At 55.7% G+C, this 16,698-nt stretch carries 8 protein-coding genes; 5 read left to right on the forward strand and 3 right to left on the reverse strand.

Going from position 1 to position 16,698, the window contains the following annotated elements; translation table 11 throughout:
* The first annotated feature begins 34 nt into the window (after nucleotides 1-34).
* Nucleotides 35-7,081: a DUF7933 domain-containing protein gene (locus FRY97_RS00635; RefSeq protein ID WP_147165477.1), complete on the forward strand. Its 7,047-nt coding sequence runs from the start codon at nucleotides 35-37 to the stop codon at nucleotides 7,079-7,081.
* Between the two features lie 218 nt (nucleotides 7,082-7,299).
* A complete protein-coding gene (locus tag FRY97_RS00640; protein WP_246141495.1) occupies nucleotides 7,300-8,862 on the forward strand; it encodes a redoxin domain-containing protein in 1,563 nt (520 codons plus the stop codon).
* Nucleotides 8,863-9,205: 343 nt separating this feature from the next.
* Here FRY97_RS00640 and tpiA read toward each other — a convergent pair whose 3' ends face one another.
* Both tpiA and FRY97_RS00650 read right to left on the reverse strand, forming a co-directional pair.
* Nucleotides 9,206-9,961, reverse strand: coding sequence for a triose-phosphate isomerase (gene tpiA, locus FRY97_RS00645; protein WP_170254435.1), 756 nt, complete (start codon nucleotides 9,959-9,961; stop codon nucleotides 9,206-9,208).
* A gap of 85 nt (nucleotides 9,962-10,046) precedes the next feature.
* A complete protein-coding gene (locus tag FRY97_RS00650; protein WP_147165479.1) occupies nucleotides 10,047-10,697 on the reverse strand; it encodes a hypothetical protein in 651 nt (216 codons plus the stop codon).
* 85 nt (nucleotides 10,698-10,782) lie between these two features.
* Here FRY97_RS00650 and FRY97_RS00655 point away from each other — a divergent pair, with 85 nt between their 5' ends.
* Both FRY97_RS00655 and ppk1 read left to right on the forward strand, forming a co-directional pair.
* Complete coding sequence (locus tag FRY97_RS00655; protein WP_147165480.1) at nucleotides 10,783-11,700, forward strand: DUF72 domain-containing protein; 918 nt, start codon at nucleotides 10,783-10,785, stop codon at nucleotides 11,698-11,700.
* A 27-nt stretch (nucleotides 11,701-11,727) separates the two neighbouring features.
* Nucleotides 11,728-13,914 carry a polyphosphate kinase 1 gene (ppk1, locus tag FRY97_RS00660; protein WP_147165481.1) on the forward strand — a complete coding sequence of 729 codons (2,187 nt, stop codon included), beginning with the start codon at nucleotides 11,728-11,730 and terminating at the stop codon, nucleotides 13,912-13,914.
* Here ppk1 and FRY97_RS00665 read toward each other — a convergent pair.
* Nucleotides 13,907-15,433: an NAD(P)H-hydrate dehydratase gene (locus FRY97_RS00665; RefSeq protein ID WP_147165482.1), complete on the reverse strand. Its 1,527-nt coding sequence runs from the start codon at nucleotides 15,431-15,433 to the stop codon at nucleotides 13,907-13,909. The genes ppk1 and FRY97_RS00665 overlap by 8 nt on opposite strands.
* Before the next feature lie 143 nt (nucleotides 15,434-15,576).
* On the opposite strand from FRY97_RS00665, the gene FRY97_RS00670 reads away from it, so the two are divergent.
* Nucleotides 15,577-16,668, forward strand: coding sequence for a CaiB/BaiF CoA transferase family protein (locus FRY97_RS00670; RefSeq protein WP_147165483.1), 1,092 nt, complete (start codon nucleotides 15,577-15,579; stop codon nucleotides 16,666-16,668).
* Nucleotides 16,669-16,698: the final 30 nt, after the last annotated feature.

Below are 16,698 nucleotides of genomic sequence, written 5' to 3' on the forward strand. Positions count from 1 at the left end.
CTGATCTTCATTGATACCCGTAATCTTACAACTCATGAAATCAACGACCTACACCTTTTTGACATTCGCAGCATTGTGGCTATTGCCAGCTCTACTGCAGGCACAAACCTCTTGTGCTCCTGGGCAGACACAGTATTCTTACTGTTACGGTTACCCTGAAGAGAACACAGTGGGCATGGAGGTTTGCCCTGATGACCCTTCCGCCACCGTGGAAGCTATTTTTGCCCAAGGGGAGCTGATCAACACCGGTGGGTTCAACTATAATGTCACGGTGTATGAAGGTGCACAGGGCTCCGGCGCTACAGGCCAGTTGAAAGGCACCTTCACCGGCACTTTCACGAACCAGGTGGTCACCTCTGCACAACCGGGCAACTGCCTGATCTATGTCTTCAATATACAGAACGACTTTTCCTTTGCAGCAAGCTGCCAGGATACCGGCAACGATCCCATTACCGTTTGTGCCGGTGATGTAGGCGGCACGGCACCTACTTTCTCCGCCCCCAATGACCTGTGCATCAACGCAGGAGTACAGTCTGGGCTGGGAGGCGGCATGCCAACAGGAGGCGTATACAGCGGTCCGGGTGTCATTGACGGCGCAGATGGTGAGACCTATACTTTTGACCCTACAGTGGCCGGGGCTGGCACCAAAACCCTCACCTACACCGTAAACGGCACCCCAATCACCGACGAGGTGGAAGTTGTGCCTGTTCCTATGATTGCTTTTTCCGCGCTAAGCGACCTGTGCATAGATGCAGGCGTACAGACCAACCTTGGCGGAGGTTCCTCCCCTGCGGGCGGCAGCTTCAGCGGGCCAGGCGTGACCGATAACGGAGACGGGACCTATGATTTCGATCCGGTTGTAGCCGGGCTTGGCATGCACACCATTACTTATACTGAGCCGGGGCTTTGCATGGCCACTGCAACCGATCAAGTAGAAGTAACAGCAGCATGTGGCTGCCCTGCAGGCCAGGAAACTTTCTTTTTCTGCTACGGCAACAACCTCAACCAAGAGATCGCCTTTGAAATCTGCCCGGATGCAGGCATGGCTATAGAAGCCACGGTGCAAGCCGGCAGCATTGGGCTCAACTTTGGGGATGATGGAGACCAACTTGAAATTTACCGTAGGCAGAACGGCGCTTCCGGCTTAGGCACCCTACAGGCAGGGCCACTGACCGGCGACCTTTCCGGGCAAATGTTCTCAGGCTTGGCTACCGATGCCTGTCTGGTCTTTGTCATTACTTCCGGTGGGCTCGGCAGCTGCGTTGACCCTGCCCCTTTTGGGAAAGAAACGCCCCTTCAAGTATGTGCTACGAGTGCGGCTTCCAGCCTCAGCTTCATTGCCCCTGCTGATTTTTGCATTACCGACGGGCTGCAGACCGGCCTTTCTGGCGGCAGCCCTGCAGGTGGCGTCTATTCTGGCACGGGCGTGGTGGACAACGCCGATGGGACTTACAACCTCGACCCGGCCATCCCGGGGCCCGGGCTGCTGACCATAACGTATACCGTTGGCGGCAATATGGTATCAGACAACGTAGAGATCTTTGCAGCAGATGCTGCCACTTTTACCGCGCCAAGCGACCTTTGCATAGACGCGGGAGTGCTGCTCAACCAATCGGGCGGCAGCCCTGCGGGCGGCACCTTTGGCGGCCCCGGCGTGACCGACAATGGCAACGGGACGTATGCCTTCAACCCGGCGGGCGCAGGGCTAGGCGTGCACACCATCACCTACACCGAGCCCGGCGGCTGCATGAGCACAGCTACAGACCAAATCGAGGTACTAGCGGCCTGCGGCTGCCCCGCAGGCGAAGAGAGTTTTTTCTACTGCACGTCCAACAATGAACCGGGCACCATCGCTTTCGAAGTCTGCCCGGATGCAGGGAAAGCTGCAGAAGCTACCATTGCCCAACTGACCCTCACCCCTGACGATCAGCTTGAGGTTTACGAGGGCATGCCCGGATCGGGCACCTCAGGCAGCTTGGTGTTCGGCCCACAAAACGGCAACCTTGCCGGAGAAGTGATTACCGGCAGCAACTTGGACCAATGCCTTATTTTTGTGGTGGCTACAGGCCCTGCCGGCAGCTGTCAAGACGGGATTGACCTGCCATTGAAGGTTTGTGGGCGCAGCATTACGCCAACCGTTCAGTTTATGGCACCTGACGACTTCTCCATTTCTCTAGGCACGCTGAGCAACCTTGGGGGAGGCACGCCCCAAGGGGGCGAATACAGCGGTGACGGTGTTGTGGACAATGGAGACGGATTGACTTACAACCTCGACCCCACAGTGAACGGAGTGGGGCCGCTGACCATCACCTATTCGGTAGGAGGGGAATCCGCGTCGGATATCGTCAACATCTTGGGGCCGCTCCCGGCTTTTACACAAGCATTTTCTCCCAGTACCATAGGTATAGGAGAAAGCAGCCGGCTGGTATTTACCATAGACAACACAGGCAGCTCACCGCTCGGCGAGCTGGCTTTCGTCAATAACCTCCCTGCAGGGCTGGCCATTTCGCCCTCGCCTGCTTTGGAAACCGACTGTACCGGCGCCGTCCTTTCTGCTCCAGCAGGAGGGGGCACCATCACCTTTTCGGAAGGTGCTGTAGGTGCGGCATCAAGCTGTACTGTATCCGTTAATGTAGCAGGCAGTGCTGCCGGGGTGTATGCCAATACTTCCAGCGATCTCACCTCAGCCTCAGGCAATAGCGGCCCTTCAAGTGCTACGCTAACCATAGACAGCAACCGCCCAGCCCTGTCCAAAGCTTTTGCCGATGCTACTCTGGAAATAGGGCAGCGGACCACGCTGACACTGACTATTGACAACAGCAATAACACAGGAATTGCTACCGGCATAACCTTCACAGACCATCTCCCTTCGGGGCTGCGCATTGCTTCCCCTGCCAACCTCATTACGGATTGCAGCACTGTTTCTTTTACCGCAGAACCAGGGAGCAGCTCGATATCGACGGCCCCTGCTTCAAATTTTCTGCTTTCAGGCCAAGCTTGCTCCGTTTCCGTTGACGTAGAAGCCATTGCGGCCGGGCTACAAGATAACGTGACCAGCAACCTGACCTATTCTCCGGGCGGCCCTCTTGTCACTTCAGGTACTGCTACTGCCTCGCTGACCGTCAACACGCCTGGGCAGCTGGCCATCAGCCAATCATTCCTGGAAGACCCCATACCGCCAGGCGGGACCGTGGAGCTCTCATTCACCATCAGCAATTTCGATCGTAATTTTAGCGCTTCAGCCATCGGCTTTACCGAAGACCTGGATGCAATCCTGCCAGGCCTGCAAGCCGTCAACACCCCGCTTCTCAACCCCTGTGGTGCTGGCTCTATGCTTTCCGGCACTTCTACCCTGAGCTTCAGCGGGGGGGACCTGGCCGCAGAAAGCACCTGCACCTTCACCGTTACCCTACAGGTGCCAGCAGGTGCGGCACCTGGAAGCTACCCGGCCTCTAGCAGCAACCTGACAGGCACTATAAATGGAAGCCCGTTTACAGGGCCCCCTGCCACAGATGCCCTTTTTATCAACTACACTCCTCAGCTGGCCAAAAGCTTTACGCCCTCATTGATAGGGACAGGCCAGGCTTTCGATATGGAATTCACCCTTACCAATACCAGCCCAGATGAAGTCTTTTCAGGGGGGGCTTTTACCGATGACCTTTCGGCTTTCTTCGGCGGCGTAACCATGACCACACCTTCGCTGAACAACGTTTGCAATGGCACCGGCACCGTCTTTTATAATAGCTTCGACAATAGCGTCTCAGTGATCAACCTGGAGCTGCAGCCCGGGGCCAGCTGCACATTTACCGTCCCTCTGCTGGCCCCCGAGAACGCCTCAGCTGGCGTTTACACCAACACGACCAGTACGGTGAGCGGGACGGTGGGAGGTGTGGCGACCTCTGGCCCTGCGGCAACGGCAGCGCTTACCGTCCTCAGTGCCCCCACCCTATCCAAATCCTTCGTGAATGCCCCTGCTTTGCCTGGAGGGCAGGTAGACTTAGCGTTCACCATAGCCTACCCTGCCGAAGCGATGGCTGACGTCAACAATATTACCTTTACGGACAACCTCGATGCGGTCATTTCAGGGCTTGCACCTGCCGGAGGGCTCCCCGCATCTGATGTTTGCGGTGCAGGCTCCATGCTTTCCTTCAATAGTGGAGAACTGACGCTGACCGGCGGGCAGCTCAGCCCGGGCAACGAATGTTCCTTTACCGTAACGCTCGACATACCTGCCGGCACCGCTGATGGAAGCTATACCAATACGACTTCTTCCCTGCAGGCTGATGTCATGGGCACTGCTGTGTCCAGCTCGCCAGCCAGCGATGAGCTACTGATCACGGGGCTTAGCTTTGCCAAAAGCTTTTCCAACAATTCAGTTATTGCAGGCGGAAGCACGCTCATGACCTTAACCATAGACAATACCGGCTCTCTCGATGCTACGGCGCTTTCCTTTACTGATAACCTGACTGATTTCATGCCCGGTGCCACTGTATCCAATAGCCTGCCCGCTTCCTTCTGCGGAGGGACCCTCAGCGAGGTAGGCGGCCAGCTCATCTTCTCGGGCGGCTCTGCAATGGCAGGCTCCAGCTGTGTCATTTCCCTAACGTTGAACATACCGGCTGAGACAGCAGATGGCAGCTACACCAATACGACCTCTCAACTGAGCGCTACAGTGGACGGCAACACCTACTCATTGCTGCCTGCACAGGCATCGCTCGAAGTCAATAGCACCGTTATCGGATTGGAAAAAACCTTCAGTACAGCAGCGGTGGCGGCAGGCAGCACCATTGATCTGACCTACACCCTCAGCAACATCTCTGAAGAGCCATTGAACAATATCTCCTTTACGGAAGACTACGGCGCTGCCCTCAGCGGTATGGCCCTCACTGCAGCTCCCACTGCAGGCAGCTGCACTGGGGCGATGTTGTCTGGCACCAGTATGCTTTCCTTTTCCGGGGGGGCTTTGCCAGCTATGGGCAGCTGTACTTTTACGGTTACCCTACAAGTACCTGCGGGGGCACCTTCCTCTACCAATGTCATCACTACAACGAGCCCTTTAACTGGAGAAGCAAGCGGCTTGCCTGTGATGGCCCCCCCTGCGACAGCTTCCTTCTCGATTGAAGGGCTGCTCCTGACCAAAAGCTTCTTGGGCGGCTCGATCGAGGCAGGCAGCACCGGTACTTTATCCTTTACCCTCGAAAACCTTGACACCGGAAATCCGATTGCTGATCTCCGGTTTACGGATGACCTCGATGCGGTACTGACCGGCTTGGTGGCGCTCAATACTCCGCTATCTGATGTTTGTGGCGCAGGGTCTTCCCTTTCTGGCACCAGCCTACTTACGTTACAAGGCGGCAACCTGCCGGCGGGGGGGAGCTGTACGTTTACCGTTGAAGTGAGCGTGCCCTGTAATGCTACCCCGGGCAGCTATACCAATACAACAAGCACAGTCTCTTCTGGCGGGCTTGATGCCGGCGGCCCGGCCACCGCTATGCTGACCGTGGCGCCTGAAACAACCCCTCCTTCCATCACCTGCCCAGCTGATGTGGACGTGGATTGTGGAAGCGACACGAGCGTGCCAGCCCTCGGCAACGCGACGGCTACAGACAATTGTACGAACAGCCCGACACTGAGCAGTATGGACAGCTTCTTGCAGGACTGTGGGGCGGCAGGCACCATTACACGGACGTTCACTGCCACAGATCAGAACAACAACTCCAACAGCTGTACCCAGATCATCACGATTGTGGACAATGCAGCCCCTTCTGTATCTTGCCCTTCAGACATCAATGTCAACAACGCGCCAGGGCTCTGCGGAGCAGAGGTCAGCTTTACGGCAAGTGCAATGGACAACTGCGGGACAGCCACGGTAAGCTTTGATCATGCACCCGGGTTTTTCTCAGTAGGAACGACGTTGGTCACCGCTACCGCTACCGATGAATGCAGCTTGACCGCTACTTGCTCATTCACCGTCACGGTAACGGATAACGAGCAGCCCAATGCCGTTTGCCAAAACTCGACCGTGTTCATTCAGCCAGACGGCACTTATGAGCTTCAGCTTGGCGACGTGCTCGACCTTATGGCCAGCTCAGACAATTGTGGCATCGCCATCAGCAGCATCCCCCCTACGGCCTTCGACTGCGATGACTTTGGGCAGACCTTCAGCATCATGGCCCAAGTGAGCGATGCAGCAGGCAATATCGGCAGCTGCACGGCACAGGTCACCGTTGATAAAGGGGGAACGCTACCAGCCGGCTGGCAAGGCACCAACATTGGGACAGCCCCCCAGGGCAACACTTATAGTTTTGACCCCTGTACTCAGCAGTTCGACTTTTCGAGCAGTGCCAACCACCAGATTTTCGGGGCAGCTGATAATTTGGCTTTCCTCAATCAGGAATTCTGCGGAAACGGCGCAGTAGAGGTACGGCTGACCGACCTGACTGGCCAAGGCTATATCGGCTTGATGCTGCGGGAAGATGCAAGCCCGGGCAGCCGCTATGTCGGGGCATTTAGCAACTTCTCCACTGTCATCCGGGTAGAAAACCGGCTTACGCCGAATACGCCCAAACAGGCCCGCCTTTTGGTGCGCCCGCAAGCGGTTTGGCTGAAAATGGAGCGGCAGGGCAGTCTTATCCGGCTGTTTACACGTACAGAAAACGGCAGCTACCAACTGTCTTTGCAGCTGATCGTAAACTTCCCGGAATGTATTTCAGCAGGTATAGCCCTGTTCTCTACCCAGCCCGGCACCACCGTTTCTGGAGATTTTGACGCCTTCAGCATTACCGGCAGTGGGGCTAACCTGATCGCTCCAGATGGCAGCGCGCCTCAGGGCGACAACCTTGCACCGGAGCTCGAAATGGATGAGGAAGGGAATGTGCTCCTGCACTGGCCTGCTGCCGCTCCCCAGCCTTATTTCATCAGTATCCTTGACGAAAGCAGGCAGCCTTTGCAGCAACGGCAACTACAGACCGGGCAGCGCAATATGCACTGGCCAGCCGGCCAGCTGCCTGAGGGCGCCATCTATTTCAGGGTAGAAACGGCAAATGGAGCCCATATAGAAATGGAGCAGCCCCGCCAGTGAGGCCACCGTGATTTAAGCTGAAGTTAAAAGCCCGGCAGGCCTTGTCCCTGCCGGGCTTTTTTTGCTTTCTGCCCACGAATCCCGAATTGGAATCCTTATTTTTGCCGGGCTGGCCCCCAAAGGCAACCAAATGCCTGGCCAGCTGTAGTCCTTTCTAGGGCAGTTCCTCGTTTGGGCCAGGATGCCCTTTTGTGCTGAACAAAAAAATCAAAAATTCCATGCGATCTATCCTTTTTCTGTTTGTTGCATTTTTCACCATTAGCTGTGGGGGGTCTTCTGCCCAAAGCGCTGAAACCGGCAGCAGCAATGAAAGTACACCGGCCTCGGCTGCGACAACATCCGAGAATACGGTGCAGGCACCGCACGATGATGAGCTCATGCAGTTCACCCCTGCTGGGCCAAGGCTTGCACAGCGCGAACCGTTGGAGTCTCCTGATATCCAAATCACGCTGCAAGGCCTGCAAACCCCAGCCCAAGCCACACTGCTCGGGCACTTTGCGGAACAGCGCTTCCGGGCCGATTCTGTGCAGATAGGCGCAAATGGCGCTATACGGTTCAAACGGGACGAGCCTTTTCAGCCTGGCTTCTACTACGTGGTTGTCCCCAATCAGGCCGTAGTGCAATTGCTTATCGACCAAGACCAATCTATGCAGCTACAGGCTAATGCGGCCGATGTCATTGGCACGATGCAAATCAAAGGCAACCAGGAAAACCAAGTCTTTTACCAGAACCTGAAATTTGAGGAAAGCCAAAAGCCTGCATTCGCAGAAATTTCGCAAAAAATGCAGGGGCTGCAGCAGGGCTCGCCCGAATACCAAGCCCTCAAGGAGCAGCAGGATAAATTAATTGCCGAGCGCAGAGACCACCTCAAAAAACTGTTCACCACTTACCCTAACACCTTGTTCACGGCTTTCAAGCGGGCGGGGCAAAACCCGGTGCTCAAAGAGCCCAAACTGGCTAACGGTGAGATTGATACTCAAACCCAAGTGGAGATTTTCCGGCAGGAATTTTGGGATGGGGTCGATTTCTCAGACAAGCGCCTCCTCTACACCCCGGTCATCTTCAACAAGCTGAAGCGCTATATCACCGAGCTGACTGCACAAAACCCAGTCGCCATCGGCAAATCAACCGATGAGCTCATGGCGAAAGTCAGTGGGGATGACCCTGCAAAAAAGGAGTACTTCAAGTTCTTTGCCAACTGGATCACCCTCAATTACGAACCGACGAAAACTACCCTAATGGATGCCGAGGGCGTTTACGTCCATATGGTACAGAACTACTTCACCAAGGAGCGTGCATTCTGGACAGACTCTATGACCGTCTACGGGCTGCAGCAGCGGGCTAGTGAAATGGCCGCCAGCCTGGTGGGCCAGCCAGCCCCTAACGTGATTTCCTATGACCCCAATGGCCAGGAAACAGCCCTGCTTGACCTCAAGGCTGAGTACCTTGTGGTCTACATGTACAACCCTACCTGCGAGCATTGCATGGAAGAGACGCCCAAACTGGTGCAGCTCTACCCTACCCTCAAACAGCAGAATGGCGATGTCTATGGCATTGCACTTGATACGGACCACGACGAATGGACGGGCTATATCCGGAAGACGGGCATGACCTGGACCAACGTTTTCGACCCTTCCAACCGGTCTATCTACAAAAAATACTATGTTGATGTCACTCCTGAAATTTACGTCATCAACCCTGACCGGAAAATCATTGCCAAAAACATCAAGGTCAATCAGATCATGGAGGTCATCCGAATGGACCGGGAGCGCAGGCAGTAATCTTTAGGGGCGGAATACAAAAAAGGGGCGGAATGTAATTTCCACCCCTTTTTTGGTTTAGAGCCCAGCTCAGCACTAGTGCTGCGGTCAAAAAAAACGAGATTTAGCCGCCGCGCAACTTTGGGCAAGTATTGCCCATGCATAGTGTGCTGGCACTGGGCCAGCGATGCGCAGGGGTGGACAGCCCGTTAGGGCCGAGCGGATAGCGAGCCCCGGAGCGTAGCGCCCGCCGCCGTCAGGCGGGGGAGGCCCCAAAAACGACAATCTGGCCTTCGCCCCTTTGATCTTCCCAATGCCCGCTGCCGCTGAGCCTGAAAGGGAGAGGCCTTTGCTGCCCAATCCGCTAGAAGCTGTCTACGATGGCAATAAAGTCAGCAGCTTTGAGCGAGGCACCGCCGATCAGCCCGCCATCGACATCAGGCTTACTGAAAATTTCCTTTGCATTGCCCGGCTTGACGCTGCCACCGTAGAGGATGGACACGCCATCGGCGGCCTCCTGCCCAAAGTGGCCAGCTAAGAGGGCGCGGATGTGGGCGTGCATATCCTGAGCCTGTTCAGGCGAGGCCGTTTTCCCTGTGCCAATAGCCCATACCGGCTCGTAAGCGATAACCACTTGAGCCAACTGCTCGGTGCTGAGGTGAAAAAGGGCCGCTTCAACCTGTGCGCCTACAACGTCGTTCTCTGTTCCTGCTTCTCGGGCCTCTAATTTTTCGCCACAGCAGTAGATTGGGCTCAGCCCGGCTGCGAGGGCGGCATCGATCTTACTCGCGATGAGCTGATCGTCTTCCCCAAAATACTCCCTGCGCTCTGAATGGCCAAGGATGACATAGTCTACGCCACAAGAAGCCAGCATGCCGGCAGCTACTTCGCCGGTGAAGGCTCCGCTCTCTTCTTGGTGGCAATTCTGCGCGGCTATTTTCAGGTTGGAAATGTCTTTAATGATGCTAGCCGCGTTGCGCAGGTGGATGTAAGGGGTACCTAGGATGACCAGGGTATCTGAAGGCTGCAGCTTATCTGCAACCGCTTTGACCAAGTCGCGCCCGGCATCATAGTCCATATTCATTTTCCAATTGCCAGCGACGATGTGTTTCCGTTTCATAATTTTCCGTTGTTGGGTAATGACCGGCACCATGGCCGGAAAGTGGTTGAGGCTATAATTTGGCTGAACGTGGAGGGCTGTGGGCTCAGGCTGCCCGCCGGTGGTAGGCTGCTTCTATTGCAAAAGCGATGAGGGCAGCGCCGAGCATCATGAGGGCGTTCCAGTACCAAGCGACCGGTGCCTCGCCGGTGTTGATGACCGGGAGGTGGCTTGGGATGTCATACCCTTTAGCTTTCAGCAGATCGACTGCTTTCAGGTTTTGATCTGGTATTGGCCGGATGACGCCCGATAAAGGGCCGACCTGAGCTGTGATACAGTCGCCGGCTTCCACACAAGGGTGGTGGAAGTCAGCAGTCCACGCTAGCAGCAGCGGCTCTTTTTTCGCTGTATCTGGAGCGAATACCGGGTAGAGGATGATTGGGGGCGCCCCCTTTTCCTCTGCGTCCTGATACACGAAAGTACCATTCTGGCGGGCATCTTCCAAACGTATATAATCTGCATCCCCTATCCCGGGCCCGGCAACTTCCTGCATAGTGTACGCACGGAGCTTATGGGTACCGAAAAACTGGGAAATCAGGCTGTTGCAGCCATTGATGAAGAAAACAACGCAGACCAAGACGATAACGATGCGTACAATCATAGCAAATGAGGCGTTGAGGAAAAGGGTTAGCCCGACTGCGCCTATGCACCGTTGGGCAGCGCTAAAGTAGTTGATTTTTGGCGTTTCCTTTGCCACTTTTGCCAAAAGGTTGGAGCGGCAAGCCCTCTAGAGGCGGGAATTTCCTATCTTCCAACTTCACTGTTCAACTTACTTTGGATATATGAAATTTGGCAAGCTGCAGGACATCAGCGCCGTCCGCTTTTCCTTACCCTCAGACCCCGCTGCCAATCAGCGGCACCTCCCGGGCTCCCCAACGGAGCCTGCATTTTACATTGGCTGTACGGGGTGGAGCATGAAGGAGTGGGTGGGCAAAGTTTACCCGCCAAGCACCAAGGCAGCTGGCTTTTTGCGTGCCTACAGCCAACAGTTCAACACCATTGAGCTCAATACTACGCACTACCGCATCCCTGATGCTGCAACGGTGGACAAGTGGAAACAAGAGACCACCCCTGATTTCCGGTTTTGCCCCAAGGTGCCGCAATCGATCAGCCATAGCAGGGACCTCGGGCTAGGGAGCGACCTCATCCCGGCCTTTGCCAAGGCTATCGGTAGGCTGGGCGAAAAATTAGGCTGCTGTTTTTTACAGCTCCCCCCCTATTTTGGCACTGACCGCGCCGAGCTGCTGTCTACCTTCCTCAAAGCATTCCCAGCGGCCATCCCCCTCGCTGTAGAAGCGAGGCACGAGTCTTGGTTTTCTGCGCCACAACAGACCAATGCCTTTCTCGAACTGCTGGCCCGGCAACAGCGCAGTGCCGTAATCACGGATGTAGCAGGGCGGCGCGATGTCCTGCACATGGGGCTAGCTGGCCCCACCACTATGGTGCGTTTTGTAGGCAACGGGCTACACCCAACCGACTACAGCAGGGCGGATGAATGGATTGCGCGGCTCAAGCGGTGGGCACAGCGTGGGTTAAGCCAGGTTTATTTTTTCCCTCATGAGCCAGACAATATTTTGGCGCCCGAAATGGCTGCTTATCTTTACGAAAAGATAAAGAAAGACTGGCCCGGAGCGGATAGCAGAGGGCCTGTACTACATCAGCCGCCTGGGCCGCAGCCGGAACAAATGTCACTTTTTTAACCCTCAACTCAGTCAAATCCTAAAGGAATGGCGAAACCCGCTGAACATAAAGACTTCATCCACTACGCTCAGGTGATTTCCAACTATGACACCTCTGGCCTGGTCAAAACTTCGGAAGAAGGGCTGCCCTTCCTTGAGCGCGACTTGAGCTGGCTGTCTTTCAACTATCGTGTCTTACAGGAGGCCAAAGACCCCTCCGTACCATTGTTCGAGCGCATAAAGTTCCTGGCCATTTATTCCTCCAACTTGGATGAGTTCTTCCGCGTGCGTATGGCCAACCACCGCAACCTGTTGAGGGTAGGCAAAAAGACCAAAAAAGAGCTGCACATCAACTCCAAGCAGATCGTGAAAGATATACAGCGCATTGTGAACAAACAACAGGAAGAGTTCAGCCGTATTTTCGAGGAGGAAATCATCCCTGAGCTGCGCAATCACAACATCTATCTGCTGCGCAGGCTCGACCTGAATGAGGAGCAAAAGCACTTCGTCGAAAACTACTTCAAGGATCACATGCTGCCCTTCGTACAGCCGGTGCTGTTGGTCAAAAATAAAATCCGGCCCTTCCTGAACAATGCGGCCCTTTACCTCACCGTCCTGCTTGCAGAAAAGCACCTGCCGAACGCCCCTCACAAATACGCTATCGTAAAAATACCCTCTGACCACTTGCCGCGTTTCATCAAGCTCCCTGCTGCCACTCCCGAACAGCACGACCTCATCATGCTGGACGATATTGTGCGGCACTCCGTAAGCTGGATGTTCCCGGGCTATGAAATCCTGGACACCTTCTCCATTAAGCTGACCCGGGATGCGGAGCTCTACATTGATGATGAATTTTCTGGCGACCTGGTCCAAAAAATCAAGGAAAGCCTGGCCCGAAGGCAGGTCGGCCCTGCTTCCCGCTTTGTCTATGACCGGGAAATGCCCGATGAGCTGCTGGACTTCATCAAGGAAGCCTTTGACCTGGAGAAGTACGACATCCTTCAGGAAGGCCGCTACCACAACAATTTCGATTTTTTCAAGTTCCCGTCTTTTGAGATCGACCACCTTAAAAACCCTGCCCTTCCGCCTTTGCCCTACCACCCGCTTGAAGATGCCGACGACTTCTATCAGGCCATGCGGGAGCGGGACCACCTGATCCACGTCCCTTACCACAACTACCGCTCGGTAGTCCGTTTTTTTGAAGTCGCTGCCCGAGACCCCAAAGTGACCCACATCAAGATCATACAGTACCGGGTTGCCCGCCAATCGAGGATCATGCAGGCGCTGATGGACGCCGTCAAAGCCGGGAAGCAGGTCTCTGTATTTATTGAAGTGAAAGCCCGTTTTGACGAAGAGGCGAATTTGGAGTGGGGGGAAAGGCTGGAAAAAGCGGGGGTCAATGTACACTACAGCTTCCCCGGTGTGAAAGTGCACAGCAAGCTGGCCTTGGTCCGGCGCATAGAGAACAGGCGGGCGCGCATGTATACCTACCTTTCTACCGGCAACTTCCACGAAGACACTGCAAAGGTATACTCTGATTTCGGCCTCTTTACAGCCGATGAGCGCTTGGTCAATGAAGTGGCCCGTGTCTTTTCCTTTTTAGAAACGGTCAAAGTCCCTGAGCAAGGGTTTGAGCACCTTATGGTCGGGCAGTTCAACCTACGGACCGGGCTCGAATCGCTCATAGACTTTGAGATCGCTCAGGCGAAAGGGGGGAAACGGGCAGAGATCATCCTGAAGCTCAACAGCCTGCAAGACAAATCGATGATCACCAAGCTATACGAAGCCAGTCAGGCGGGGGTCAAAATACAACTGATTGTAAGGGGCATCTGCTCTTTAGTGCCGGGAGTACCAGGCATGAGCGATAACATACACGCCATCAGCATCGTAGACCGGTTCTTGGAGCATGCCCGGGTTTTCATCTTCTACCACGCCGGAGAAGAAAAGATTTATATGTCCTCTGCCGATTGGATGTCAAGGAACCTCAGTTACCGCGTAGAAACGGCCTTCCCTATTTACGCGCCTCATATCCGGAGCCAGATCAAAGACTTTATGGCCATACAGCTCAACGACAACGTAAAGGCCCGCATTATCGATGCTGCATCTTCCAACCGGTATTATAAAGATGGTTCGGACCTGGCCATACGCTCTCAAATGGAAACCTATTACTACATCAAGCGGCAATCTGAGCAAGACGGGCAGATCGAGGCGGAGGGCCTGCCCGGGCCTATGTAGGCGAACCACCTGCCCGGGCTGCCTTAAAGGCTCTGCCCAGCCATTCTGCCACCTGCCCTGCAGCAAAAGATTCCTCGCTTTCGGTGGCGGCCACAGCCAGATCGGCGGACAGCCCGTGTAGGTAAGCCCCTGCCACTGCGCCCTGCCAGCTTTCCAGCCCCTGCGCCATCAATGCTGTAATAATACCAGTGAGCACATCCCCGCTGCCCCCCGTTGCCAGAGCAGGGTTGCCCGTCGGGTTGAACCATACGGTGCCGTCTGGGCAAGCGATGGCAGTGTGGGCCCCCTTGAGGAGGATGACCTGCCCCAGACGCTGTGCCTGCTCCCGCAGGCGGTTTAACCGCTCAAAACTATCGCGGCTTGGGCCAAACAGCCGTTCAAATTCTTTGGGGTGTGGGGTCAGCACAGACCCCTCCGGCAACTGTAAAAGCCAGCTGGGCTCTGCGGACAGCAGGTTTAGGGCATCCGCATCCAATACCAGCGGCTGCTGGGCCTTTGTGATGAGCTCGCCCAATGCCCGGCTCGCCAGCTCGCCTTGCCCCAGCCCACAGCCCACCCCAATTGCCCGGTATGGCCCAAGCTCGGGCACAGTAGAAAACTGTAGCTGATGGGCATCTACAGATGCCATAGCCTCTGGCACCGCAATCTGAAGAATGGAGTAGCCGCACTGTGGGACATGCACCGTCAGGAGCCCGGCACCAGCTTTCAGCGCCCCCCGGGCAGCTAGCACTGCGGCACCTACCTTCCCATGGCTGCCAGCGATCAGCAAGGCATGCCCATGCCCCCCTTTGTGGCTGAATTTCTGCCGTGCAGGCAGCCAGGCAGCTATATCCCCTGCTTCTGCCATAAAAAAGTGGGCAACCGCCCGGGCCAGCCCCTCCGGGTGCAGCCCGATGGAACGGGCCTCCCACTCCCCTACAAATGGCGCATACTCTGGCATCATAAACGCCAGTTTGGGCAGCTCAAAAGAAAGGGTATGGTGAGCGGCAAAGGCAGCCCCTCCACTCCAGGAATCTGGCATAACGCCAGAAGGCACGTCAATGGCAATGCGCGTTGCAGGCAGGCTGTTCAGGTGAGCCAGCAGGCCGCCCCAGTAATCGTCTAGCGGCCGGTTGAGCCCAGACCCAAAAATGGCATCAACTATGACCGTGCCCGGCCGGCAATCTGGATAAGCATCGCCCTCCTGTAGCCAGAGGACTGGCACCGCGCCCTGCCCGGGCAAACGGCTAAGATTGGCCTCATTGTCGGGCGAACGCCCCTTCCCGGCTTGGCACAAAACCACTCGCACATCGTAGCCCAGATGGTGCAACAGCCGGGCAACTGCAAGGCCGTCGCCACCGTTGTTGCCCGGCCCACAAAAACAACAGACCCCCGTTGCCAGATCGGGGAAACGCCTTTCAAACCACTCTACAAAGACGCCGGAGGCGCGCTCCATCAGATCGAAAGAGGAGATGGGCTCCTGATTTATTGTATATTGGTCAAGCCGCCGGACTTCGGCCGCGCTGCATATTTTTTTCATTGTCCCTTTTAGCGTTTTAGAGCGTGTTAGGATTTTGGTCTTCTAATCGGAAACCGGAGTTTAGCCAAGTCCCGCTAGCTTAGCGGGATAGACCGATTACTAAAGTCCCAACACGCTCGTAGATATACCGATTGCAAAACCTTATGGATTTAACCCAATTCTTTTCCGGGCTGAAAGTAGTTGAGCTCGCCAGTGTCCTCGCCGGCCCTGCGGTGGGCATGTTCTTTGCAGAGCTTGGCGCAGAAGTTACAAAAATTGAGAATGCCGCCACACAAGGCGATGTCACCCGCCGTTGGCGGCTGCCTGGTGAAGATACACAGCGCGAGTATTCTGCTTACTACTGCAGCGTCAACTACCGCAAACAGCCCATAATGCTCGACCTGCTCAGCGCAGATGGGCAAGAAGAAGCCCTGCAGCTCATCCGGGAGGCAGATATTGTGCTCAGCAACTTCAAGCGGGCTTCCGCCCAAAAGCTGGGGATGGACTATGCAAGCCTCCGGCAGCACCGCCCGGGGCTGATCTATGCACAGCTTGATGCTTTTGGGGAGGAGGAAGCCCTGCCCGCCTTTGATGTTGTACTACAGGCAGAAGCCGGCTTCCTGTACATGAGCGGCCATCCGGGCCAAGCCCCTGCAAAAATGCCGGTTGCCCTGATCGACCTGCTTGCAGCCCATCAGCTGAAGGAAGGCATACTATTGGCCCTTCTTCACCGGCACCGGACCGGTGAAGGGAGTTTTGTCAGCACCTCCCTACTGGAAGCAGCTGTTTCCTCCCTCGCCAATCAGGCTACCAACTGGCTGATGGAAGGGTTTATCCCTGAGCCAATGGGGAGCCAACACCCCAATATTGCCCCTTATGGGGATATTTTCTACACCGCAGATCAAAAACCTGTGGTGATCGCTGCCGGCACCGAAAAGCAGTTCCAGCAGCTCTGCCTGGCCCTTGAGCTCCCTCACCTCATAACAGACGGCCGCTTTGCGCAAAATGCCGGGCGGGTAGTACACCGCACAGCCCTCAATGCGTTACTTGCCCCTGCTTTTCTGCGTCACAACCGGGCACCGCTCCTTGAGCAGCTCCACAAGGCGGGCGTGCCTGTAGGCAGCATCCGCAATATGCAGGAGGTTTTCGAACGCCCAGCTGCCAAAGCCCTTATCCGGGAAGAAAAAATGCCCGACGGCACCCTCAGCAGGCGGGCCAGCTCGCTTGCCTTCCGGATTACGGCTGAACATCGCTAATCATTCTTCGTTCTCTAAATAACTAAACTC

It is taken from the genome of Phaeodactylibacter luteus (assembly GCF_007993045.1).
Classification (GTDB): domain Bacteria; phylum Bacteroidota; class Bacteroidia; order Chitinophagales; family Saprospiraceae; genus Phaeodactylibacter; species Phaeodactylibacter luteus.

What these genes read in the sequence shown, in the direction of transcription:
- FRY97_RS00635 (WP_147165477.1), top strand. Translation starts at nt 35, where the DNA reads ATGAAATCAACGACCTACACCTTTTTGACATTCGCAGCATTGTGGCTA.
- FRY97_RS00640 (WP_246141495.1), top strand. Translation starts at nt 7,300, where the DNA reads ATGCGATCTATCCTTTTTCTGTTTGTTGCATTTTTCACCATTAGCTGT.
- tpiA (WP_170254435.1), bottom strand. Translation starts at nt 9,961, where the DNA reads ATGAAACGGAAACACATCGTCGCTGGCAATTGGAAAATGAATATGGAC.
- FRY97_RS00655 (WP_147165480.1), top strand. Translation starts at nt 10,783, where the DNA reads ATGAAATTTGGCAAGCTGCAGGACATCAGCGCCGTCCGCTTTTCCTTA.
- ppk1 (WP_147165481.1), top strand. Translation starts at nt 11,728, where the DNA reads ATGGCGAAACCCGCTGAACATAAAGACTTCATCCACTACGCTCAGGTG.
- FRY97_RS00665 (WP_147165482.1), bottom strand. Translation starts at nt 15,433, where the DNA reads ATGAAAAAAATATGCAGCGCGGCCGAAGTCCGGCGGCTTGACCAATAT.
- FRY97_RS00670 (WP_147165483.1), top strand. Translation starts at nt 15,577, where the DNA reads ATGGATTTAACCCAATTCTTTTCCGGGCTGAAAGTAGTTGAGCTCGCC.